General features: G+C 43.8%; 19 protein-coding genes and 3 pseudogenes. 7 read left to right on the top strand and 15 right to left on the bottom strand.

Annotation, left to right across the window (positions count from 1 at the left end; genetic code table 11):
• Positions 1 to 148 precede the first annotated feature (148 nt).
• The 5 genes from ACBP55_RS15000 to ACBP55_RS14980 all read right to left on the bottom strand — a co-directional run bounded on the left by ACBP55_RS15000 (position 149) and on the right by ACBP55_RS14980 (position 4,064).
• Positions 149 to 298, bottom strand: a complete 150-nt coding sequence (locus tag ACBP55_RS15000) for a helix-turn-helix domain-containing protein (RefSeq protein ID WP_464652604.1) — start codon at positions 296 to 298, stop codon at positions 149 to 151.
• A complete protein-coding gene (locus ACBP55_RS14995; protein ID WP_464652603.1) occupies positions 273 to 995 on the bottom strand; it encodes a cupin domain-containing protein in 723 nt (240 codons plus the stop codon). The genes ACBP55_RS15000 and ACBP55_RS14995 overlap by 26 nt, the downstream gene beginning before the upstream one ends.
• Before the next feature lie 646 nt (positions 996 to 1,641).
• The gene (gene tatA / locus ACBP55_RS14990; protein WP_464652602.1) at positions 1,642 to 1,854 is read right to left on the bottom strand and encodes a twin-arginine translocase TatA/TatE family subunit; all 213 of its coding nucleotides are present in this window, start codon (positions 1,852 to 1,854) and stop codon (positions 1,642 to 1,644) included.
• 21 nt (positions 1,855 to 1,875) lie between these two features.
• Positions 1,876 to 2,436 (bottom strand): RidA family protein, encoded by a 561-nt coding sequence (locus tag ACBP55_RS14985; RefSeq protein ID WP_464652601.1) that lies wholly within the window; start codon positions 2,434 to 2,436, stop codon positions 1,876 to 1,878.
• Positions 2,437 to 2,456: 20 nt separating this feature from the next.
• Entirely contained in the window at positions 2,457 to 4,064 is a 1,608-nt protein-coding gene (locus tag ACBP55_RS14980; RefSeq protein ID WP_464652600.1) for a flavin monoamine oxidase family protein, read from the bottom strand.
• Between the two features lie 218 nt (positions 4,065 to 4,282).
• Here ACBP55_RS14980 and ACBP55_RS14975 point away from each other — a divergent pair, with 218 nt between their 5' ends.
• From ACBP55_RS14975 to ACBP55_RS14960, 4 genes and pseudogenes are all read left to right on the top strand, one after another.
• A complete protein-coding gene (locus tag ACBP55_RS14975) occupies positions 4,283 to 4,516 on the top strand; it encodes a MerR family transcriptional regulator (protein ID WP_029193642.1) in 234 nt (77 codons plus the stop codon).
• A gap of 38 nt (positions 4,517 to 4,554) precedes the next feature.
• Positions 4,555 to 5,313, top strand: a complete 759-nt coding sequence (gene tatC, locus ACBP55_RS14970) for a twin-arginine translocase subunit TatC (RefSeq protein ID WP_464652599.1) — start codon at positions 4,555 to 4,557, stop codon at positions 5,311 to 5,313.
• A gap of 155 nt (positions 5,314 to 5,468) precedes the next feature.
• A pseudogene (locus ACBP55_RS14965) lies at positions 5,469 to 5,570 on the top strand (helix-turn-helix domain-containing protein); the annotation flags it as partial.
• Positions 5,562 to 6,284, top strand: a complete 723-nt coding sequence (locus tag ACBP55_RS14960; protein ID WP_464653325.1) for a LysR family transcriptional regulator substrate-binding protein — start codon at positions 5,562 to 5,564, stop codon at positions 6,282 to 6,284. The pseudogene ACBP55_RS14965 and the gene ACBP55_RS14960, both read left to right, overlap by 9 nt.
• Here ACBP55_RS14960 and ACBP55_RS14955 read toward each other — a convergent pair.
• Positions 6,268 to 7,629: an APC family permease gene (locus ACBP55_RS14955; protein ID WP_464652598.1), complete on the bottom strand. Its 1,362-nt coding sequence runs from the start codon at positions 7,627 to 7,629 to the stop codon at positions 6,268 to 6,270. The genes ACBP55_RS14960 and ACBP55_RS14955 overlap by 17 nt on opposite strands.
• 335 nt (positions 7,630 to 7,964) lie before the next feature.
• Between ACBP55_RS14955 and ACBP55_RS14950 the strand changes: the two genes are divergently transcribed.
• Positions 7,965 to 8,339, top strand: a complete 375-nt coding sequence (locus ACBP55_RS14950) for a hypothetical protein (RefSeq protein ID WP_464652597.1) — start codon at positions 7,965 to 7,967, stop codon at positions 8,337 to 8,339.
• A 78-nt stretch (positions 8,340 to 8,417) separates the two neighbouring features.
• On the opposite strand, the gene ACBP55_RS14945 is transcribed toward ACBP55_RS14950, so the two are convergent.
• From ACBP55_RS14945 to ACBP55_RS14930, 4 genes and pseudogenes are all read right to left on the bottom strand, one after another.
• The gene (locus ACBP55_RS14945) at positions 8,418 to 9,230 is read right to left on the bottom strand and encodes a sporulation protein (RefSeq protein WP_464652596.1); all 813 of its coding nucleotides are present in this window, start codon (positions 9,228 to 9,230) and stop codon (positions 8,418 to 8,420) included.
• Between the two features lie 26 nt (positions 9,231 to 9,256).
• Positions 9,257 to 10,006: an AAA family ATPase gene (locus ACBP55_RS14940; RefSeq protein WP_464652595.1), complete on the bottom strand. Its 750-nt coding sequence runs from the start codon at positions 10,004 to 10,006 to the stop codon at positions 9,257 to 9,259.
• Positions 10,007 to 10,029: 23 nt separating this feature from the next.
• Positions 10,030 to 10,605, bottom strand: a complete 576-nt coding sequence (locus tag ACBP55_RS14935; protein ID WP_464652594.1) for a uridine kinase family protein — start codon at positions 10,603 to 10,605, stop codon at positions 10,030 to 10,032.
• A gap of 158 nt (positions 10,606 to 10,763) precedes the next feature.
• Positions 10,764 to 11,934: pseudogene (locus ACBP55_RS14930) on the bottom strand (iron-containing alcohol dehydrogenase).
• 105 nt (positions 11,935 to 12,039) lie between these two features.
• Between ACBP55_RS14930 and ACBP55_RS14925 the strand changes: the two are divergent.
• Positions 12,040 to 12,378, top strand: a complete 339-nt coding sequence (locus tag ACBP55_RS14925; protein ID WP_464652593.1) for a L,D-transpeptidase — start codon at positions 12,040 to 12,042, stop codon at positions 12,376 to 12,378.
• A gap of 55 nt (positions 12,379 to 12,433) precedes the next feature.
• Here the strand turns inward: ACBP55_RS14925 and ACBP55_RS14920 are convergent, their stop codons facing one another.
• The 3 genes and pseudogenes from ACBP55_RS14920 to ACBP55_RS14910 form a co-directional block, all read right to left on the bottom strand.
• On the bottom strand, positions 12,434 to 12,964 hold the full coding sequence (locus ACBP55_RS14920; protein ID WP_464653324.1) for a sensor histidine kinase: 531 nt from the start codon (positions 12,962 to 12,964) through the stop codon (positions 12,434 to 12,436).
• Positions 12,941 to 17,629 (bottom strand): annotated as a pseudogene (locus tag ACBP55_RS14915) (AAA family ATPase); the annotation flags it as partial. The pseudogene ACBP55_RS14915 and the gene ACBP55_RS14920, both read right to left, overlap by 24 nt.
• Positions 17,630 to 17,664: 35 nt before the next feature.
• Positions 17,665 to 19,311 (bottom strand): hydroxysqualene dehydroxylase, encoded by a 1,647-nt coding sequence (locus ACBP55_RS14910; protein ID WP_464652592.1) that lies wholly within the window; start codon positions 19,309 to 19,311, stop codon positions 17,665 to 17,667.
• A gap of 443 nt (positions 19,312 to 19,754) precedes the next feature.
• Between ACBP55_RS14910 and ACBP55_RS14905 the strand changes: the two genes are divergently transcribed.
• Positions 19,755 to 20,990, top strand: coding sequence for a PASTA domain-containing protein (locus ACBP55_RS14905; RefSeq protein WP_464652591.1), 1,236 nt, complete (start codon positions 19,755 to 19,757; stop codon positions 20,988 to 20,990).
• 212 nt (positions 20,991 to 21,202) lie between these two features.
• Here the strand turns inward: ACBP55_RS14905 and ACBP55_RS14900 are convergent, their stop codons facing one another.
• Together ACBP55_RS14900 and ACBP55_RS14895 are read right to left on the bottom strand one after the other, a co-directional pair.
• A complete protein-coding gene (locus tag ACBP55_RS14900) occupies positions 21,203 to 21,376 on the bottom strand; it encodes a hypothetical protein (protein ID WP_464652590.1) in 174 nt (57 codons plus the stop codon).
• Positions 21,377 to 21,845: 469 nt separating this feature from the next.
• Complete coding sequence (locus tag ACBP55_RS14895) at positions 21,846 to 22,688, bottom strand: carbohydrate ABC transporter permease (RefSeq protein ID WP_464652589.1); 843 nt, start codon at positions 22,686 to 22,688, stop codon at positions 21,846 to 21,848.
• Positions 22,689 to 22,697: the final 9 nt, after the last annotated feature.

The following is a 22,697-nucleotide window of genomic DNA, read 5'->3' as shown; positions in this document are numbered from 1 at the left end:
GCCCTTTCGTTAAGAAGCCGTTTGAAAAATAGATCAACCTCCTCGGTCTCTTTCCTTTAAGATAACGCTTACATTTTAAAGTATAAAAGATTGCAAAGTGCCCATGTGCCAGTCAATTGCCGTTATATTGCACTGTGTTGCTGTTTTTTTATAACTGCATGCGGTATGCCTTAGGCGTGATCCCCAATACAGTCTTGAACACACGACAGAAATAAGATCCATTCAGAAAACCCACCTCCTGCGCGATAAAACCGGCTGTTTTCGAGGTCGTTTCAAGCAATAAACAGGCTTCCTTCAACCTGCGCGAAATGATAAATTCCGTGATCGAGACTGCCCGTCGACTGCCGAAATGTATGAGACAAATAGTAGGTAGACAGGTGCAAATCCTCGGACATCCGATTCAGATCAAATCTTTCCTTGTAATGAAGCTCGATCCACTCTATCATCTGCAAAGCGGTATGATTGTAACGCGGCTTATTTTTATCTTTCTGACCGTTATATACCTCCTTCTCGAATGGCTCTAGTTGCTGAAGAATAGACAATAAGCATAGAATGAACTCCTCTTGCTGTTTATTGGCTGGCACGCTCCTAAGCTTCCTATTCAAATCTTCAAATATTTTCGCGAAATTATGCTGCTGCGGCAGAACCTGGCACGTTAATTGCTGCTTCCATAGGATGTTAAACCATTTGCGGACACCGCTAAAAGCAAGCAGAGCAGCATCCAGCTTATAAGGGTCAAACATGAGGACGGAGCGGATGAATGGCCCTTTAATTTGTATCCGATGCAGTTGAAAAGGCTGAAACACAAGCAATGTACCAGATTCTATGCGAAGCTGATGCTTGTTCACTTCCACACTACCGTGACCTTCATACACGAAGAGGAACTCCATGCATGGATGCGCATGATAGATTTCCCAAACCTGCTTTCGGCTCGATTTATAGTGATTTAGGTGAAAGGGTTCTTTCCTAACATCCACACTTGTACTTAATTTCAACAGCTATCCCTCCATATGGATTGTTTGGCAGCTACATTCGTAGCACACTTTACCACAACTTTTCATGAAATGATTGTGTAAATCCAAGGCTTTCCGGTGTTTTTTGCAGTTGTCATTTGTACAACAACAGGCTAGCGAAACAGCGTTTTCCTTGAGAAATGCTGCAGAAAACAGACTGCCGATTCATTCACAATTGGTATTCATAACTCCAAAATACGATTTTAGAGAAATTCAGCTTTCGTGAGGGCTGAAGGGCTATTGCGCTTACCAATGTTGTATTTTTTACAACAATTCACACGCCAAAAGGCTATTTTGCAACTTGAAGTTGCATTTCGTACAACATTTTGAGCTCATTTGATGCGAAATGGTCTATATTGGGCTAAATTGTTGTACATGATGCAACAATTTAGGGAAATAGGCGAGATTTAGGTATAAATTGTTGCACTTTCTACAACATCATTCAACAGTGAATATGAATTCAATCATCTAGCAACCTAGATTCTGCATATATGACGATTGATCCCGGTTTAAAACAAATCTATTTGGAGTAAGATGGGTCGAATGAATCAACGGTTCAAAAAAAACCTGTATCCGTATGCTCTCTTCTTAAGAGAACAATCACAGATACAGGCTTTCGGACGTTCGACTATACTTTCGCTTTCTCGAGCAGCTTATCAGCTGGCTCTATATGCTCGGGAACCTCTTTGCCCTCGGAAACGAGTTCCCGCGCAGAGTTTTTGAACTCATGCAGGGTGCGCCCCACTGCGCGACCAAGCTCTGGAAGCTTGGAAGGACCAAACAAAACTAATACAACAACTAAGATTAGCATGAGACCAGGAAAGCCAATATTTTGCAGCATAGGATCATCAACTCCGTTTCATTAGTTTTGATTATGATGCTTCGGATATACCGCTACAGCTTCGATCTCTATAAGCCAATCAGAGCTTACGAGTCCTGCCACACCAACCGTGGAGCGTGCAGGTTTAACCGGATTCGCTTCATTGCCAAAAAATTGCGCATAAGCATCGAACCAGCCTTGATAGTCAAATTTGCCCTCTTTGGCCGCATCAGCTGTAAGATAGACGCGTAGATAAGCGACATCAGCCAAAGTCAATCCCTTATCTTTCAATTGCTTTTCTATCTCTTTAAGAATTCCGATGCCTTGCGTTTTGGTATCGCCATAGCGCTCATATACCGTTTTACCCTCTTTATTAAGAACAGGCGGTACTGTTCCGCTTGTGAATAAATAGGAAGAGCCTGCAGGCACGGATACTCCGGCAGAGATCGAGGAAGCTGGGTTTCCATAGAATTCCACTTCATTAATTGGCTCTGATGGGTATTTACTAGACTTTTCCGTTCCGGCTGCATATGCGCTGACACATATGAGGCATGAACCTAATGTGACGGCTGCCATGGTTTTCACTTTCTTCGTTATCATCATCGTTCATCGCTCCTCATCATCTACTCTTTCATTACACGCTCATGAATTTCAGTAACTACTTTCCTCGCAGATTCAATCGCCCCTGCTTGCCAAGCGGTAATATAGCTAATATGCTCCCCAGCCAAATAAATGCGACCGTCCGGCTTACACAAGGTAGGGTAATACGTTTTGCGGTCGTCCGCCGTGTAGGAAGCCCATCCGCCTTGATTATATTTGATCTTCTTCCAATCTACGGAGAAAGAGGCCTCGAACTCTTTATAATATTGCGGATGAATTTTCGCCCCTTGGCTTAATGCATAGTCTTCCCTTTGGGCAGGTGTCATTTTACCAATCTTGTCAGCGTTACCCCCGAAGGCATAATAGCCTAAGAGAAGTCCCTTTTTGGCAAAATAATCAGTCGGCGGGTAATAAATACTGGAAATGTCCATGTTCGTCAGCGAGCTTCCGCCAAAAATAAACTCATCTTCCTCCCAGAAGCGACGTTTAAACTGGAGCCCAATTTTACCGGCGGATGCATAGTTAATTTTAGAAATAGCCGTCGACATGTCAACGGAGAAATCAGCCTTAACATCCTTGAGGACAGACAAAGGAATCGTACAGATACAAAAGTCTCCTGAAGCTTCCTTGCTGGCGCCGCTATTCAAGTCCTTATACAGGATACGAACACCATCGGAGGATTGCTTAATTTCTTGTACTTCTGCATGGAATTCAATTCGGTCCCCCACTCGCTTCTCAAACGCTTTAGCAATTTGGTCCATCCCACCTACCGGATGAAACATCATCATTTGTTGATCATAACTGTATTCGCTGCTAAAAAATTGCCCAAAACCGGAATTTATGATCGCTTTTAAACTAAATGGATCTCTACGTACGCCTGCGTCGAATTTACCGCCTGGTTCCTCGTTATACCCTGCTCTTTCCGAACCTTTATAGAACAGATCTGCGTTCAAATCCCCTTCGGTCTTCAAATAAGTGACAAGCTTAGCTTTTTCTTCTGTTGTAAGAGGGAGATCCAGTGCTTTCTGATTTACCGCTTTAGCTAGCATTTCGGCGACATAGCCCCTAACATCTGCCTTCGCTTGGCGCTTCGGAATTTTCACACCCGACAATTCGCCCACATTTTCGTTATAATAGTAGCCGCTCTCGTTCACATTGTTGAAGGGTTCGATCGCGACACCAAATTTACGCGCATATTCCAACGTTACATGAAACTGGGGTATCCGCATCGGTCCCGCATTAAAATACATCCCATTATCAAAGCGTGCAACCTGCTTGTTGCCGCCTATTTCCGCAACCGTCGTACCTCTGCGAACCGTCCAAGCTCTACCGCCGGAACGAGCTCTCGCTTCTAAAATTGTGCACTGATATCCGGCCATTCCCAACTCGTAGGCCGCCGTCATACCGGCTATCCCTGCGCCTAGAATGATCACCTTTTTCCCGTTTCGGTTCGTTGAAGTGAGATCCCTGCCTGAAGGCGGCGTGTAATCTGCCGCTTTCATCGTTTCTGGGGATAAGAGCCCCAGAGTCCCCATAACACTAAAGAGTGCGGCTGACCCTCCTATTTTGCCGACTGTAGTCAAAAATTGTCTACGTGTAATTTGATCTTCTTTGATCGGTGTCTTCTCCATGCTCCCATCTCCTCGTTCATGTTTGGATAAACCGCACAATAAACGTACCAGTAGATCAGGGTTCCGTCACTATTTTATGTAAGATTACATTACATTAATATTACTTATACCGGGATAAAAATAGGTTATTTGATCGGAAATGAGCATGATGATAGAGTTAACTTGAAAGAAATGTCATGTAAACGTTAATTTATCTAACACTTATAGGAGGATGGATGATGTCTATGACGAAGAAGAAAGTGATTCAAATTGGTGTGGTAAGCGAATTAACCGGGTTATCGGAAAGGCAGATTCGTTATTACGAAGATCGCAAGCTTATTTTCCCGGAAAGAAGTAAAGGAGGCGTTCGTAAATATTCATTTGAGGATATTCAGACCATCATGGAGATCCACACGAAGCTGATGGACGGCTTCCACACCGTTGAGCTTAAGCGCATGCTAGCGGGATCTTAAATCAATGACGATCATACATAACTTTGGAGGTGTTTTCCATGCCAATAAAAGAAATGATGTCTCTCGTTGAACATCTTTCCGAACTGCGAACACGTATTATTCGAGTTCTAATCGTCATTGTCCTTACGATGATTGCCGGCTTTCTTGCCGCCCAGAAGCTCCTCCTGATCTTGAAGCAAACACCCCCGGCATCCGACATGACATGGCATGTATTTTCCCCCATGGATAGTATTCGCCTCTATATGATGATTGCGTTCGCGATATCCCTAACGGTCACTTTGCCTTTTATCCTCTATCAGATCTGGGGATTCGTTAAACAAGGCCTAACGAAGGAGGAGCAGTCAGCCACACTCCGTTATATTCCTTATACCGTCCTGTGTTTTATCATCGGTTTAACCTTTGCCTACTTCGTTGTTTTCCCCATGTGCATGGCGTTCACTACCCAAATTTCCGATAACCTTGGATTAACCCCGACGTACGGCGTTGCCCAATATTTTAGTTTCATGCTGAACATTGTGCTGCCTTTGTCGATTGCCTTCGAACTCCCCATCGTCGTCATGTTTCTAACTAGACTAAAACTGCTGAATCCAAAGCTCCTGAACAAATTTCGCAGATACGCTTACATCGTCCTAGTTATATTAGCTAGCCTAATTTCACCGCCTGATCTCATCTCACATCTGATGGTGGCCATCCCCTTATTCGCTTTATATGAAATCAGCGTCGTGCTATCACGTTTCGTCTTCAACGGACAAATGAAAGAGCTAAGCAAACTGAATGTTGAGTACGGAGCCTCTTAAAATAGGGCTTCCCTATCATTGCCTATCGTCCGCTTTTGGGATATATTTACGACATAAATCGCTTCCCAAAAAAAGGAGAAATATGCGGATTGAACAACTTCTCTATATCATTGAAATCAATCAAACCGGTTCGATCTCCCTAAGCTGCCGAAAAGCTTCACGTCTCCCAACCAAATATCAGTCAGGCTATTGTGAGTCTGGAGGAAGAGCTTGGGGTGAAGCTATTTAAGCGTTCGCGCTTCGGAGCCATTCCTACGGAAGATGGGAAATTAATTATAAGCAAAGCGGAAGAGATCATAAAAAAAGTAGAGGAACTCCGAGAGACGGCAGAATGTAAGTCCAATCAGCTCTCAGGGTTCCTTTCCATCGCTTCTGTACCTAGCCTATGCTTGAGTGTTTTACCCTCAACCTTGGCGATTTTTAAAGCAAAACATGCTGGTGTAGAGCTCGAAATGTTTGAGCTTGATTATCCGCAGATTAAACAAGAAGTCCAAAGCGGTAAAGTAGATATTGGTCTAATCGCCGTATCCCGGAATTATGAAGAACCGAATAAACAATTGATCACCGAGACGTTAATGGACAGTAGAGTGATGGCATGTGTGGGGAAAAACTCACCTTTGTCTCATCGAAAAAGCATTTCCTTAGAAGAACTTGTCCATCAACCGATTCTCCTGAATTCTGAGTATCTTATTGGTAAATTGAAAAAATATGGAGAGCCAAATATTCTATTTAAGTTAGGGAATTCAGAGGCTGCCAAATGTGTGATTGCGGAAGGTATTGCCGTTGGATTTTATACCGAAATCGGCCTGAAATACGACCCCTATGTCCAAACAGGCAGCATTGTTGCCTTGGAAATCACTGGAGAGGATATGGATATTTCCTTCTGTTCCTTGCGTCTAAAGAATCGTCACCAGTCCCTGCCCTGCAAAGAGTTTACCAAAGAACTGAAAATGATTATTGCAACAATTTGATATCGTGACTATTGCTTGCAGCAGCGTTTGAAGCCTGTTTATTTATTCGGCGTTTGCCGACAATCTGCACATAAACGATAGATGCTGCGACAAGCACTATGTTGCCTACAATTAAGGGAGCCGACAATCGGCTGAGTAGTAAATAGCCTTGAAAGGCGAGTAAACCAACGGCTATGATGACAATAGTGTAAAGTAGACTTGGCTTCATAGTGAAAGGTGCTTTGCGATAAAGCTCAGGGTATTTGCGCGGAAGCTGCACGGCAGAAAGTACGGGGAAAATGCTCGAAATGAGTAAAATGCCAACCCCTAGCTGTGAAATCGTGGTCAACGATACTCCTGTCACAATGGGTATGACACCAAGGAGATAGTAAAACGTGAGCAGCCAATGCGGTGTACCATACCTTCGATTAACGGCACCGAATGATGCAGGAAGCCAACCATCGCGACATGCCACCAGCATCCCCCTCGTCACCCAGGAAAACGTCACATTAAGTGTAGAAGCCAGTGCAAACATAGCCCCGCCTATGATAAAAAATAGGAACAATGGATTGGGCAATATCGTCCTCGCCACATCTGAAAGCGACTCTCCAGCAACTTCCGCAATCGGCAGAACTCCGGTTGCCACAATGCCAATGCCTATATAAAGTAAGGCAACTATGCCACTACTGATGAAAATGGTTAGCGGAATATCCCTTTGCGGCCGCTTCATTTCGCCTCCGAGCTCAACTACAGCATAGGCGCCACCAGATGCAAACGACGTGATGCCAACCGCTGTAAGAAAACTGCCTATGCCCTGAGGAAAAATCTCTGCGGGATGAAACACCGAATAGTCGACCTCCGAAATTCCCCATACAATGAAAACAAGAAGTGACAGTAGCTTAATTGCTACAAGCACCTTACCTAATGATGACATAAACTTGATGCCAAACAGATTAATGAGATAGAAGAAAGTCAGCACTGTGAAGGCTACAAGCATGATCGGCGTATCCGGCATGATTCCCTGTAAATATTGAGCGAAGGAAATGGCATATACAGCGATGGTTAAATGACCGAATGTAAATAGGATTAAATAGACAAACCCTGCGTTCGGAGAAAGTAACCGACTCGTATATTTATACATGCCTCCAGTTGTAGGAAGAACTGAGCCTAATACAGCAAGTGGAATCGTGATAATGAGCATAAAAACAGAGGAAAGCACGAAAGCAAGCGGTACTCCTGACCCCGTTAAGGCAATGGCGATGCCAGTGATTGACATGATTCCCGCTCCAATAATTTGACCGAGGGCGATACCAATCGAATCCCGTAAGCCTAACACCTTCTTCAATTTACCTTCTTCATTCACCATATTCAGCAGTCCCTCCCTCTCAACTCCACCCTTACATATATACACTCATCTTCTGCATAAACCAAGTATTCCCTTCTTCTTCATGAAAATAGAGGTATTTTTTTTATTGTAAATAGTCATAATCGATCAATATCCCACATAGAGTATATAGTTGCTTATTACTGAAAGCCGAATGAAAGTTTACTGAAATCCAATTTACACACTTGAAGGGATGCTGATTTCGTATTATTACATTAGAACAAATTCAATTTATCGAAGTTCGCTGTATCAATCCGCAAGATGCCATCATCGTTCGTTTGCTTACCGAGGGCATTGCCTCTCACGAAATTGTTTATTTGAAAAAGAACTCCTTAGACGCCAAAAATCAAATGCTTACAGTCACTGACGCTATGGGTGTAAAGAGGCAAGTACAAATTACGCGAACATGTGCTGAATTGTATCAACGTGCTTTGGGACAAACGAAATACATAACCAATAACGGAGACCTTCCCCATAAACAACTGACAACCGATCTTCGAGATAGCGAGTATCTCATCAAGGTAAGCATGCAAGATTTTATTGCAAATCGTTGTATGATTACAGAGATGGATTCCGTTATTTTGCGAACGATATATATGAGACTTCGGCGATTAGCTGACTTTTTCTCAACACCGGAACTCACGTATTTAACGACTGGAAAGCTTGAACTTAAACAACTGGCACATGCCTAATCATTAAAATGGATTGGAAAAGAGGCTATCCCTTCGGTAATCATTATCCTACCGTTAGTGACAGCCTCTTTTTATGTATTACTCCAACAACTCGTCAAAGATCTCCCGGAACTGATCCGCTACAGAGGAAGAACCTTCCTCCAACTCTTCACTACTGAAAAAGTAGCGATGATGGGACTCATCCATTTCCAACATATCCGATAGAAATCCTTTGAAACCACGCGTTTTGCGATCGAACTCTAAGATGATTTCAACACCGTCTTCATCCGGATAGAAGATGAGTTCAAGCTCATCCACCGAGCTGCGGTACTCGCCATTTTTATAGGGGACAAATTCAAACTTTTGAATAAACGGTAAATGATAATCTCGTTGTAAATAATACTCATTCTCCGCTTGATGCAAATGAAAACCGAGTTCTTCCAAAGCTTCAAAAACAACCTCCGTATGCGGGTGCGCCTGAACTTCAATATTATCACGATCCGAAGGATCAACCGCATTATCAATGTCTAAGCCTGTACGCACCCAGATCGGGCTGACACCGATTGAGATTGGCGTTTCATGGGGCAAAACGAATTCAAATGGAATTTCAATCGTTTCACCTGGTGCAATCACGAGGCTTTCGCCAAGCAGGATGTTGGCAATAACGATGGTTTCATTCTCCATACGAGTCTCAGTTCGCCCATCGCGATTCACATCTGTCTCCACAGGCTTCTTATATTCCGTCATGATTTGAAAGTAGATTTTATCCACCTTCTGCTCCACTTTTCCGCCTTTGGCAATAACAACGCCCTCAACCAGCTCCCCCGGAATAAAATCCTCCGTATGAAACTGTGTATCGATATCGATATTCCCAATCCCTACGCGTGCTAACATTTTCTTGAAAAATGCCATTTCTGATTCCCCCAGTTGCTTAATTGTCAGTTTTCTTCCACAAACAAAGCCCGAAAGTAGCGCTCTCTGTGATTTAAAAAGTCTCTTGTCAGAGTAAAATGATCTGTATCTTCATACGCGATAGGTTCAATCGTCGTTTCAGAAAATTGCAGAATCTTCGCGTTTGGATACGCCATCAAAATCGGAGAATGCGTAGCGATGATAAATTGCGCTTGGCCCAACTGCTCCAATTCCCATATCATTCGCAAGAAAGCTAATTGGTTTTGCGGGGATAAGGCCGACTCTGGCTCGTCTAAGAGATACAATCCCTTACTGCCTAATCGATTTTTCAAAAAAGTTAAAAAGGCTTGTCCATGCGACTGCTGATTCAACGATTTTCCCCCATAGGGTGCATACGCCGATTGCCCTACGTAGGGGTCTTTCGCGAGTTCATCAATATAACCAGCAAACGTATCAAATGTCTCGGCCCGGAAAAAGAACCCCTCCTTAACCCTAGGAAGCCAAGACAGCCGCATAATACTCGCTAAAGATACATCGTCTTTTTCCTTCGAAATCGTTAGATCCTTGCCTCCGACCACGCTGAATCCGCAAGATACGCCAATTGCCTCAAGTAAAGTAGACTTCCCTGACCCATTGTTACCAATAAAAAATGTGACGTTAGATTCAAATTTATATTCATTGAACGATTGAATGGTTGGTATATGGTATGGAAATTGTTCTTTATCCTCTGGTGTCAACTGGGACCAATCCAGGGAAATTCGTTTTAAGAATGGCATTTGAGCCTCCTTTCTATACGCGATCAGAACCGAGATTCCCGGAATATTAATTCCCGTTGAATCCAATCAACTAGGATTTGTCTCCCTTTATTCTCGCTGCTAGTTCCATTAATAATAAGGTCGGAATACCATTTCGTTGGTTCCACGTACTTATCATGACTGTGTCTAACAAGGTCTAAGTACTCAGCAACAATTTCATTAATGTTATGTCCATCCTTCGAATCCCGCGCAATCCTTCTAACTAATCTCTCGTCAGATTCACAGTCGATATAAAACTTGTATGCTAGACGTTCTCTTACAACTTCAAAATGAAATATCAGAAATCCCTCAACGATGAAAAGATCGCATTCATGATCACTTATCGTAGTATCCATATCACTTATTAACCTTTCAACATCAACAGACTCTGGCTGATTAAAATCATCGTAGTCTTTATTTGAGAAAGGGGCTCTTGTTACTGGCCTCAACTTCTTAAAGTATCTATCACTATGTATAATTCGGACTTTGTAATGACTAAAATGTTCTAACAAGTACTGACTCCATGTCGTTTTTCCACTTCCGGAGCCTCCAGAGATACCTATGACAAGAGGTTTTTTCATGCTTGTTGTCCTTCACGATTTTTCAACATAATATGGGTTGTCTCCATTAACTTTACACGATAATTGACCATATCTCTACGAGTTTATGCAATTTTAATGTTTGCAAAATAACAAAAACTACCCCGCGTAGATCCATCTACATCGGGATAGCTTATCTCTTAAACTAAAGATCGAATCAAAATATCTCTGACGGATTCTCGCGTCATCATTTTGTATTGCCCTACTTTGTCCTTCATGAATGATTTATGGACTAATTCCTCAATCCTAGAATCATCAATCCCATAATCCCCTAATCGATTCGGCGCGCCAAGGGAATTCCAGAAACTTCGTAGGGCGTCAATCCCTTCAAGTGCAATTTCATGATCCGTTTTATCCGATGGATCGATCCCAAAAACAGCAATCGCCAGTTTCATCATCCGCGAAGGATCTTCCTCCGCACAATGCTTCATCCAGTTCGGGAAAACAATCCCAAGCCCTCCGCCATGCGGAATATCATAAACGGCGGATAGGCCATGTTCGATCTGATGCGATGCCCAATCTCCACCATCTGTGCCGCTGGACAGCAGCCCGTTAAAGGCCGTCGTCCCCGCATACATGATCGTCGCTCTATGCTCATAGCTGTTAAGATCGGCAAGGAACTTCGGCGCAGCTTCTATGACTGTCAAAAGGACTGACTCCATGAAACGATCAATCATAGGTGTGTTCTCTGTCAAGTGGAAGTATTGCTCCAGCACATGCGACATCATATCTACGATGCCATAAACGGTCTGATCCATAGGTACTGAATACGTGTACGCAGGGTCTAAAATAGAGAAAAGCCGGATAAGATAAAGGGCTGCTCCAACCACGCTTTTCATTTTTCTCCCAATGGGTGATGACGGAAATATTATTCATCTCAGAGCCAGTTGCCGCAAGTGTTAATACTGTCCCGAAAGGAAGCGCTTTGTGAGGCACAGCCTTCCTAGTAATAATGTCCCAAACATCCCCGTCATAGTAAACTCCCACGGAAATTGCTTTGACACAATCAATCACACTTCCGCCGCCAACGGCTAAAATGATCTCGATTTGCTTATCGCGGCAAATATCTATGCCTTTGCGTACAGTGTTAAGCCGTGGATTAGGCTCCACTCCGGACATTTCAAACACTTCTGCTTGCATATGTGTAAGCTGTTCCATGACAGCATCGTATACGCCATTTGTCTTAATGCTTCCGCCACCGTACACGAGCAATACTCGCTTGCCAAGCGTACCAAGTTCCTGTTGCAGCTGCTCAATTTGACCTTGGCCAAACCATAATTTCGTTGGATTAAACTGTAGAAATGATTGCATGTCTGTTTCTCCTTCGGTGACTGATATCTACAGCAGTATATCACATGTAAGTTTCAATATCGAAAACGTTCCTATTTACATAGACTAAATTGAGGTGATAATCCTATGCCAAATTTCCGAATAATTGTTGATCTTTCTAACTTTCAATTATATCTTTTGGATGCAAATCGTGTTGTAAGAGGATTCCCAATTGGTATTGGTAAAATGCTAACTAACACACCTACGGGTGAATTTTTCATTATCAATAAGCAACCACATCCCGGCGGCCCCTTCGGCGTCTTATGGATGGGTTTAAGCAAACCTCATTATGGTATCCATGGCACGAATGATCCTTCTTCCATAGGCAAGAGAACATCTCACGGCTGTATTCGCATGTACAACGAAGATGTGCTTGAGTTAGCTGCACTTGTGCCCATTCACACCAGAGTTACCATTCGACCCTAGCCCAAAAAACCGTATACCGCACACAGGATCATGTGAAGTATACGATTCTTGCGGCTTAAATCCGATGTACGGGTAACGAGAACGAGATGCTGCAGCCTTTGCCAAGGCGGCTTTCCGCCCAAATCTGGCCACCGTGATATTGCACGATTTCCTTAGCAATCGCAAGTCCTAGACCACTGCCGCCAGATGTGCTGCGTGATTTGGAGACTTTGTAGAACCTTTCAAAAATATGCGGAAGATCTTCTTCGCTAATCCCCACGCCGGTATCCGTAACCCGAATCACTAACTCGCTCGGCTCATCCTTGATTTCCACATGAACATCAATGAATCCGCCTCTAGTAGAAAATTTAATGGCATTGTACAAAATATTCGCATACACCTGTTCAATACGATCTGTATCTACCGTTAAAAGCAGTTCTTCGCCTTCCGAATGCGCCATGTTTAGCGTATAGGTAATTCCAGCATTCGCTGCATCCAGCTCATACTTCGCAAAAAGCTGGCGAACCATCGTTCCGCATGAGGTTGGGGCTAGCTGGAAATGGAACTGCTTAGTCTCAAGACGACTTAACTGATAGAGATCCGTAATGAGCCGCTGAATGCCGACAATCCGCATGTGAACGACCGAAAGGTACTTTCTCTGTTCCTCAGGCTCTTGAATAACCCCATCCAGAATAGCCTCTACATAACCCTGAATGGACGTTAATGGCGTGCCCAAATCATGCGAAATATTAGACAGCAGGTCTCGACGCGACGTCTCCATCAAGATCAATTCGTTCGTCCGTTCTTTGACTTTGGACTCCAAATCATTATAGAGTCTCGCATTCTCGATCGAAATTGCCGCCTGAGCAGACAACAGCTTGATAATATCAAGCCGGTCTGATGTGAAGGCATTGCGAATCAAATTATTTTCAAGATAAAAGACACCGACTAGATTGCCCTGATGCAGGATCGGCTCGCAGAAGATCGATTTACTCTCCGTTGCCCGAATATACGGGTCATGAGTAAAGAATCCCTTATTCTCGGCATCATCGAGAACTACGCCCTCTTTGGTTCGGGCAACGAATTGAATCACAGCCGTCGGGAGATCCTCCCTTGTTTCTAATTGAACAGAGCTTACGGTACAGGAATCCTTGCCGTCGATGGCAAGCATCTCAGCCTCCACGAATAAGCTGTCGCGTTCCTTCAAGACAAGGATACTTCTCTCCGCGCCAGACGAATAAGTAACAATTTCCATTAACCGCTTGATCAATTGCTCCAAGTTAACTTCACTCGACAACGACCTAGACGTGTTCATAATCGTCATAAAATCAAGCGCCTGCAGGGAATAGTCACTTATTTTGGTTGTGCCCCAATCCATCGACTCCTTGAGTGATGTTAAATAGGCTGGATAACGCAGCATTAATTCCTCTGCCTTAGCCTTCGCACCCCAGCTTAAAAAACCATAATATGCATCGACGAAATAGGTTTTGGCAATCTTCTCACGTCCAGCTTCCTTATACATCTTTCCTGCTAGCTCACAGGCAATCGCCTCATGCTGGATGAACCCTTGCTCCCTTGCTTGCCGGATTGACGATTCATATTCTTGTTCCGCTTTCTGAAAATGGCCTGTTACCCGGTTCCACTCCGCATGCATCAATAGGCTAAGATGCAAAAAGTTTTCCGGACAATGAACAGCCCATTTATCCATCTTGCGAAGCATTTTTTTCATCAATTTAGCCAGCATCTTCTGCTCTAAGATTGCAGCCTCTTTATATTTTGCAGCTATGGATAAAGCAAAGTAGAAAAAGTTCTCAGGAATATGAAACAGTCCAAAAGAAACAGACTGCATAGGTTCCGCATCTTTACCGAACTTTAAAGCCTCGTCATATTGACCAAACAGATAATACAGCATCATCTTTTTTACCGTATACTCATGAATAATGACTTGGTTCGGGTGGATCTCCAGCTTTCGGACAAATTGAGCTTCCTCTTCCTCATCCATGCCAAGAATCAAGGGATTCTCAGATTTCCCTTCCAAATTATGAATGACCTTACGGAGCATTTCTAACATGAGGAGGGTGTCATGATGATTGGTTTGTTCCAATATCCGATAGTTTTTGGCAAGATCTTCTTGCACTTCCGAAAGTACTACACCTTGAAAATCCTTCACCAAAACCTGATAAGTTAGAGCATAACCCGCAAAAACCAAGTCACCATCTTCGATCCCGCTTCGGAATGACTCCTTCAAATGTTCCAAACAAACCTGCAAAGGCTTCACCCAAGGTGTGACGAACAAACCAAATGAGAAATGGCTTTTGCTGCGGAATTGATGGGATTGAAATCTGGCATTCATGCGATCGCCAAGCTGACCATATTGATAGCCTAGCTGGTAATCCCCGAAGCCTGATCCCAGAATCAAACCATAGGATCCATAAACATAGGCCATCATAGGAGTATTGCCATACTTCAAGGCATGCTTCGTCATAATAAACATGAACAAAACGAATAAATTCGTATTCACGAAATAGGCGGAGATGGCAATGCTCATCATTAAATTCATTAATTTCGTTCTGTATTCATCTTCCATAATCGGTAAATCGTACAGCTGAAGCGTATTCTTCCGTCCAATCATTGCTTTCAACTTCATATATTCGAAAAAAATGTTAGCGCCCGTAGGTTCTTTAGAAATACGGATGCCTTGTTCAGCCAGGGCTTTCAATCCGACTTCCACACTTTTATGCTGCTTCCCAACGTTCGTGTACAATATCACTTGCAAGTTATACACTTCCAACTTAAGTTCGTTCGTACGGGCATCTACAAGCAGTTCTTCATATGAAATCTCGGCCTCATCCGCCTGACCATTCAGATAAAGCACTTCTGACTTCTCCAGTCGAATGGAAAAACTAAGCTCATTTAACTCCACGCCCTCTACCAACTTCAGCAAAGCTAATGCTTTATTGTAATACTGCAGCGCTGAGCGATAAGCATTCGAGGATTTAGCCTTGCGGCCAGCAGCGAAATTAAATTCTAGAAGCTGGATAAGCTCCTTCCGCTCCGTTAGTAAGTTAGAGCCAATATTCATATGGTTGACAATATCGAATAACCGGGGCTCGGCTTGATCTTCAGTTAAATGCTCCAGCAGCTGATGTGCGATGTTCAAGTGCATTTCTGGCAGCAAGGTTTCCTCGATTGATCCATAAACGGCTTCTTGAATGGAATCATGCACAAACATAAATCGTATGTCCCGCGCAGTTGAGTTTCCTTGGATCTCGATAAAAAACTTATAATCCGTACCAACTGGTATCATCAGCCCGTTTTGGATAGCAATTTCCAACTCATGCAGAACATCACTAAAGGGCATCTTAGCAATAATACCAAGCGCTTCCAGGTCAAAGGAGGCACCTAAACAAGCAGCTAGCCGCATTAAGTACTGCGTTCTTGGCGGCATGCGCTGAAGCTTCTCAGCTAGGAGGAACATAAGGTTATCAGTAATTCTAAGCTTCTGAATTTCAACAATATCCCATATCCAACGATTCACTTCATAATTAAAGGTGAGTAAATTTTGCTCGTGTAAGGCCGTTAAAAATTGTTTAACGAAAAATGGATTCCCTCCGGTTTTTTGCAAAACGAGCTGAGCCAGCTCAGCTACCTGCTGCTGCTCGGTTTTCAACGACTCCGCTATCAGCTGCTTGACATCCGCAATTTCCAGTGGCTGCAAAATAATCCGTTCCGTAACAAGGCGCTCTGGAAGCTTGTCCAGCAGTTGAACCCGTGTTGACGATAACCAATTGGTGTCATACTCGCTCCGATAGGAGCCTATGAATAGGAAATACTTCATTTGTGAATCGTTCAAAAGCAGGTCAAGAAACTGCAAGGACGCTGCATCTGCCCACTGCAAATCATCTAGAAACAACACGATGGGCCGGTCTTTCACACAGAAGATTAGCAGAAATTGCTGCAACAAGAAGTGTAATCGATTCTGTGTTTCCTGCGGAGGAAGCTGCTTTGCAATGGGCTGCTCACCGATTAGGAGCTCAAGATCCGGAACGAGATCCGTCAGTACTTTCCCACTCGTTCCCAATACTTTCAGCAATCGTCCGCGATACTCTTCGATTTGATGATCTTTCTCCGTCAGAAGCTGACGGACTAACTGACGCAATGCCCTAGACAACGCATGATACGAGATATGCTGTTTGTTGGGCTCGAATCTGCCTGATAAGAACCAGCCGTTGTCCTTCATGATCGTCTTCATCGTCTCGGCGATGAGGAACGATTTGCCATAACCAGATTCCCCTGTTACCCAAACGGCCTCCAGCGAGCCATGTACCGCACGTCCATAAACATGCAGCAGATTTTCGATTTCCTGCGCTCGTCCGTACAGCCCTTGGGGTATCTGGAACATGTCCGTCATGTCATAGAGACCTACAGCGAAATCCGTCATTTCTTCAAGAGAATTACTCAACATCAAGATGTGCTCGAGATCCTGAATAATGCCGTATGCGCTCTGATAGCGATCTTCCGCATTTTTAGCAAGAAGCTTCATAACAATATCGGAAAGCGGCTTAGGTATGCCCATCCGTAAGCTTTCAGGAGGCGTCGGCGTCACGGCGAAATGGCAATGAATCAGCTCCACCGGATCTTCCGTTTGAAACGGAAGACGCCCGGTGAGCATTTCATAGAATGTGACCCCTAAGGAATAGTAGTCCGTTCGGTAATCGATAATACGATTCATTCGACCTGTCTGCTCAGGCGACATATAGCTTAGCGTTCCTTCTAGCATCATGGGGTCTAGCATTTCTTGGCGCTCTCTCGTAAACGAGGAAATGCTGAAATCAGCCAGCTTCATGATCTGCTTTTCAGGATTAATAATTATGTTGCTAGGTTTAATATCTTTATGTATGACGTACCGCTGATGAATATCCCCAACAATTTTGACCAATTGAATAGCAGCTGTGAGAAAGGCTTGTATGGACTGACGAAACATTGGGAAATAAGCCGATAAGGTCTCACCGTCAAAGTCTTCCAAGATGAGCGCTAAGCTGTTTTGATGCTTGGGAAGCGCCAAAGGCTTAACAATGCCGGGAAAGTCCAGCATTTTGCCTATCTCATACTCTCGTTTCAATCTAGCGATATCTGCTGATACAGGAAAGTCAGAACGCAGGGTTTTGATGATTACTTTTTCCATAGTTGGCTTATGAACAGCACGATAGAGCACAGTTCGTTCGCCTTGATAGATTTGTCTAATCAACTCGTATTCGGGCAAAATTAGCATAAAATCCTCCTAGTAAAACTTGCTGCTAGGTATTCCTAAAAAAGTTTTCCATCCCAAGGAAGCCCCTTTTCAAACCGTCGCTTATCATGATGATGAAAAGGTTTCAATAAATCGATATGCCCAAGCTCGAATGTGTACATCTCCCATATTTCACAAGGTTCTTCCGTCGAATCATCTTGTTTCAGTATGGCATTAACCGCTCGTCGCGCTGCTTCATTGGCACCTTCCATCGTCGCTAGGTTCGTATTCGTACGTACGTAGTCTGCGGCAAGGAACAGATTCGGAATAGCGGTATAAGCTTCAGGACGGTCATCCCAAGTACCTACACGATTAATAAGCAGGGGTTCCATATTCGTGCATGCATGTTCGGGATTCTCAAATTGAATATCTGTATCCAAGAACCAAGAATGCAGAACATTGTCTTCGAGGATAACGGCGCCATCCACATTCAAGCTTAACTTCATCTGTGCCCATACTTCGGCTTTAATCTCTTCAGCCGTGCAATGTGTAGCCGATTTACCGAATAAGATCCCAGGTGAGTCCCAATCCGAAATATCGACGGATAAAACACCCTTCACGGTGCCATCCCCATACTGGCTAAGGTCGACATCCGGCCAAAATTGCTTCTGGGATACCGAAGTCAGCGACCAAGGCGCATCTAAGTATATAACATGTCCATGTGTAATTGGCAGTTCTTCCTTCAAATAATACTGAATGCCATTCATCCATGCGACGGAATCAACAAGCTTCTGCACACCTACAAGGGAAGGATCGGCTTGCACCATAGCATCGGTAATGAATTTACCCATCACTTCAACCGGGAATGCAGCTATGTAATAATCAGCTTCCACTTCAAAGGTTTTACCGTTCTCTGTCACCTTCGCACTGCGAATAACGCCATCTACGCAATCGATACTTTCAACTTTTGCCTCTAGATGGTAATCAACTCCCTGGTCTCTTAAAAATGTTAACCAAGGGTTCACCCATTTGTCATTCGTAGGACCGTTCAAGAGACGGACGAAGCTCGTGCCTGGTGTTGTGATATCTAGTGTCATTTGAACAGCTACAGGGCCGACAGTTTGTGTGTTTGCAATTTTGGATTGACATGCAACGAGGGTTTTGGTGAATCCAGCGAATATTTTTTGAAATGCAGGGGATTGTTGATCCGCCTCAATGAAATTCCACCAATCGATAAGGTTATATTCCTCACGAATGCGTTCATCACAGCTCGTCATGACTTGCCATAGCTTACGTCCGTATTGCTCCAGATCATCCATACTGAGCCCTAGGCCATTATCGAATAAATCTCTGATGACCACCATAAAATTGTCTAAGCTAAATTCAATTTTGGCCAACAACGGCAATAGCGGTGCCGTATAGGTGGCAATATCTAACCGCGTCACTTCTGTTAAGTTATCATATACGGTTCCATTCTCATAGGGAATTCGTTTCAAAGTATCTATGACATGTCTGTAAAAGCGAGGGAATAACCGGAAACCGTGTTCACCTGGCAAATCCTTTCTCCCGTCAGTTCCGCTGCCTACGAAAGGCATACTTCTCGCTTTTCCGCCTGGAATACTTTTAAATTCGTAGACTGACACTTCGTAGCCTCTTACAATCAATTCATGCGCGGCACTCATTCCGGCAACACCGCCGCCCAAAATAACGACTTTTTTCAACACAGTTCCCCCTCATATTGGATCAAATTGTAAAAATTTCTGCAAAACTATCATATCATCTAGGTCATTTGAATCATAGACTTTTAGTTATACCTTTCAACTCAATTTTCTCAAGCTTGTTCCAAAACGGCGGAAAAAGGTGTACAGTAAAATTAATGAAATAACTGCTATCTGCCTCAGCATCCAAACTCAACTTTAAGATTCCCTCGACTTCTTCGATAAGCTTTACAACAGGCTATTCCAACAGCTCGTGTTGAAGCTCATAATACGCTTGACTCAACTCTTTTCCATTTGATGGAATTCATCATTTTCGACCATTTCAGATTGAATAAGCCATTAGACTTCATCATTATTCCTCCAAAATACCTAAATTCCTATATCCCGCCGAATCATATATAATAAAGGCAACTGCTAATGATGCCATCAAGAGAGAGGATGGATATTCCATGCACAAAAAAATGGGTACACGATACGTGCCAGATACACAGATCGCCGAATTACCTCATGGCACACTGAAGTACGGTGATGATTTATTTCTGACTCGAAAGGTTCTCCTTTATCAAATAGAGCTTCAACCAGGGCAGGTCGGCGAAGATTACATTCGAACCCTTCATCATAAAGCAGCTTTCATACACGATGGGTTTCAACATATCCTGGATACGTCTGTAGAGGAAGATTCGGTTACGATCATTCTGCAAGCCAAGCCAGGCTCACTATTCTCTAACTATGTTAACCGGAAAGAAATGTCTTTCCCTACCATCATTGCAATGATTGCTGATCTAGGGGTTTCCTTGCTTGACGCAATGGAAGAACGTATTACAGGATTTACAGTAGGCGCTGAAAACCTTTGGCTAGATGATCACGGCAAGCTTTCCGTCATTAACTACTGGGACAAAGGCGATCCTCAGGCACAAGGGGCCATCGGGCTTTGTCGGTTGATGATCCAGCTCTTTACCGGCTCGGAAACGATTACTGGTGCATTTGAAGTGATGCATACCCATCTGGAGCGTACGCCTATTCCATCTGCGACATATGAGCAGAAATTGGCTTTAATTAAGCTGATAAAGCTCGTCTGCCAAGGTCACGCTTCACTTTCTTCGTTGATTTTTGGGTTGCGGAGTTTACCCTCTTCCGGTCAAAAGCAGGACGCGGGGCCAATACACAAACAAATTCATTATCAAAATCCGAGTAAAATTCAAAACCACGTGGTGGATGAAAGTGAGGATGAGGAGGACGAGGTAGATGAGGCAGCACCTGCAGCTGACAAGCGATCACAATCATTGAGTGCTTTAAGCAAAGCAGGGATAGGAGCAATTGCTATTTTGGTCGTCGTCTTAGTCACCGTTTGGGCGCTTTGGCCATCTTCGAAAGTGGAGCCGGTTGTGGTGGCACCTATACCCACCGCAACACCACTTGCGTCGACAAACACGCCTGTTCCATCTACAACGAAGCCACTCGGAGATTCGAATAAACAATCCCAGGAAGTGGCCATTCCTAACCTGGTAGGTCTATCTCAAGCCGAAGCCGAGGCACAGGCCTTGGCTGCCGGACTGCACTACAATTTTTTGATTGAAGCAAATGATAAGCCAAAGGGAACCGTCATTAAACAAGATCCAACGTCAGGCACGAAAGGCTTGCAGGGCGACAATGTTACGTTTTGGGTTAGCAAAGGGAATCAGTGAAGCTTAAAAGCAGAACACCTTAAAGAAGAACACCTACAGGCAGAACAACTTGAGGCAATGTTGTACTTTGTACAACAATTGTCGGGCTAATTGACCTTTTCTCATGAAATGTTGCACAAAATACAACAAATTCGCTTGAAAATGCCCTAAAAGGCATAATATTGGCTAAATTGTTGTACGAAATGCAACATATTCCACTTTTACAATAAAAATCAAGGAAATTGTTGTACGCAGTACAACTCACGATCAACGAAACCATCCATATCTTCCCAACGCATGCGAATCTGGGCGCTCGTCGTATCGCCGCCTGGCGGTGTCAATTCCCGCTTGTTCAGGTCGGAAATACCCATAGTTTGCAAAGTTGGTATTCCCATTAACTGCAACATCGAAATTCGACCATCTACCACTTAGATAAATGTGAGAAAACACTTATCATCTTTAGGCTGAAGCTTCCGATGGAGCGCTTGCGACTCCGTATTTCAATCACGATTGAGCTGTTTATTAACTTAAAGGGGCTGTCCTCAAGTAATCTACTTGTGGACAGCCCCTTCAGCCTATTGTCTTTCCAGAATATCCGATTCGGTATTCAGAACGAAAATTCATACTTCCATTGGATTTTTCCAATGGAATCTACTCTAAGTTCTCGAAATTTGTGTTTCTATTGGAATAATCCAATGGAATTGACTTTTTAGGCCGCCAAATCACCCTTCCACTGGATTAATCCAATGGAAGTAGCAGGCGGCCTGCGAAAATCACAAAGTGGGAGCTACATTTTCCAAATATGACTTTGGAGGCAGCCCTATCGTCTTAACCTATAACAACACAATCCAAAAGCTCTGCAAATACTCAGCAGTCTTACCCTTTCACAGCAGAACCTACGGTCAACGCTTTCTCCACTTGCTCACTAAAGAGTACATACACAAGCACGGTCGGCAAGCTCGCGATCGTCATCGCCGCGCCCATCGCCCCCCAATTGGTGGTGAACTGACCTTGGAAGAAGAGCAGACCGAGCGGCAATGTTTTCAAGGATTCCTTGGTAATCAAAATTAACGCCATCGTAAATTCATTCCACGCCGATAAGAACACGAAGATCACCATCGTCGCAATTGCAGGTTTAATAATCGGCAAGATGATCGTATAGAAGGTCCGGTAAATGCTGGCCCCATCCATACAAGCGGACTCTTCCAGCTCAACCGGAATACTGCGAAAAAAACCATAGAAAACCATGCTGGAGAATGAAATATTGAACGCAATATAAGGCACGATCAGCGCCCAATACGTGTTGGCCAAGTGAAACTCACGTACTAGTATCGCTAGCGGGATCATGATGACTTGCACGGGAATGAACATCCCAATCACGACATAAATACGAGCGGTTTCCTTCAAGCGCCATTGCATTCTGGCGACGGCATAGGAGAACGTAACCGAAAGTACAATCGTACCTACAACAGTCGCCGCTGCTACCAGCAAGCTGTTACTGAAGTAAACGGGCACATTGAACCTTGACCAAGCATCGACATAGTTCTCGAATCGGAGGTGAGTCGGGAAACCGAAAGGATTCGATACGAAGATTTCATTGTTATTTTTAAGCGAATAAAAGACCATCCACAGCAGTGGATACACCGACAACCCCGCATATACCCACAAGAAGATGCCCAGGAGCGGATTCTTTTTACGCAATTTGAGTATTCCGTTCATCTGTCATCC

The sequence above is a fragment of the Paenibacillus sp. WG02 genome, from assembly GCF_055396115.1.
This window is presented reverse-complemented; position numbering and strand designations above follow the sequence as displayed.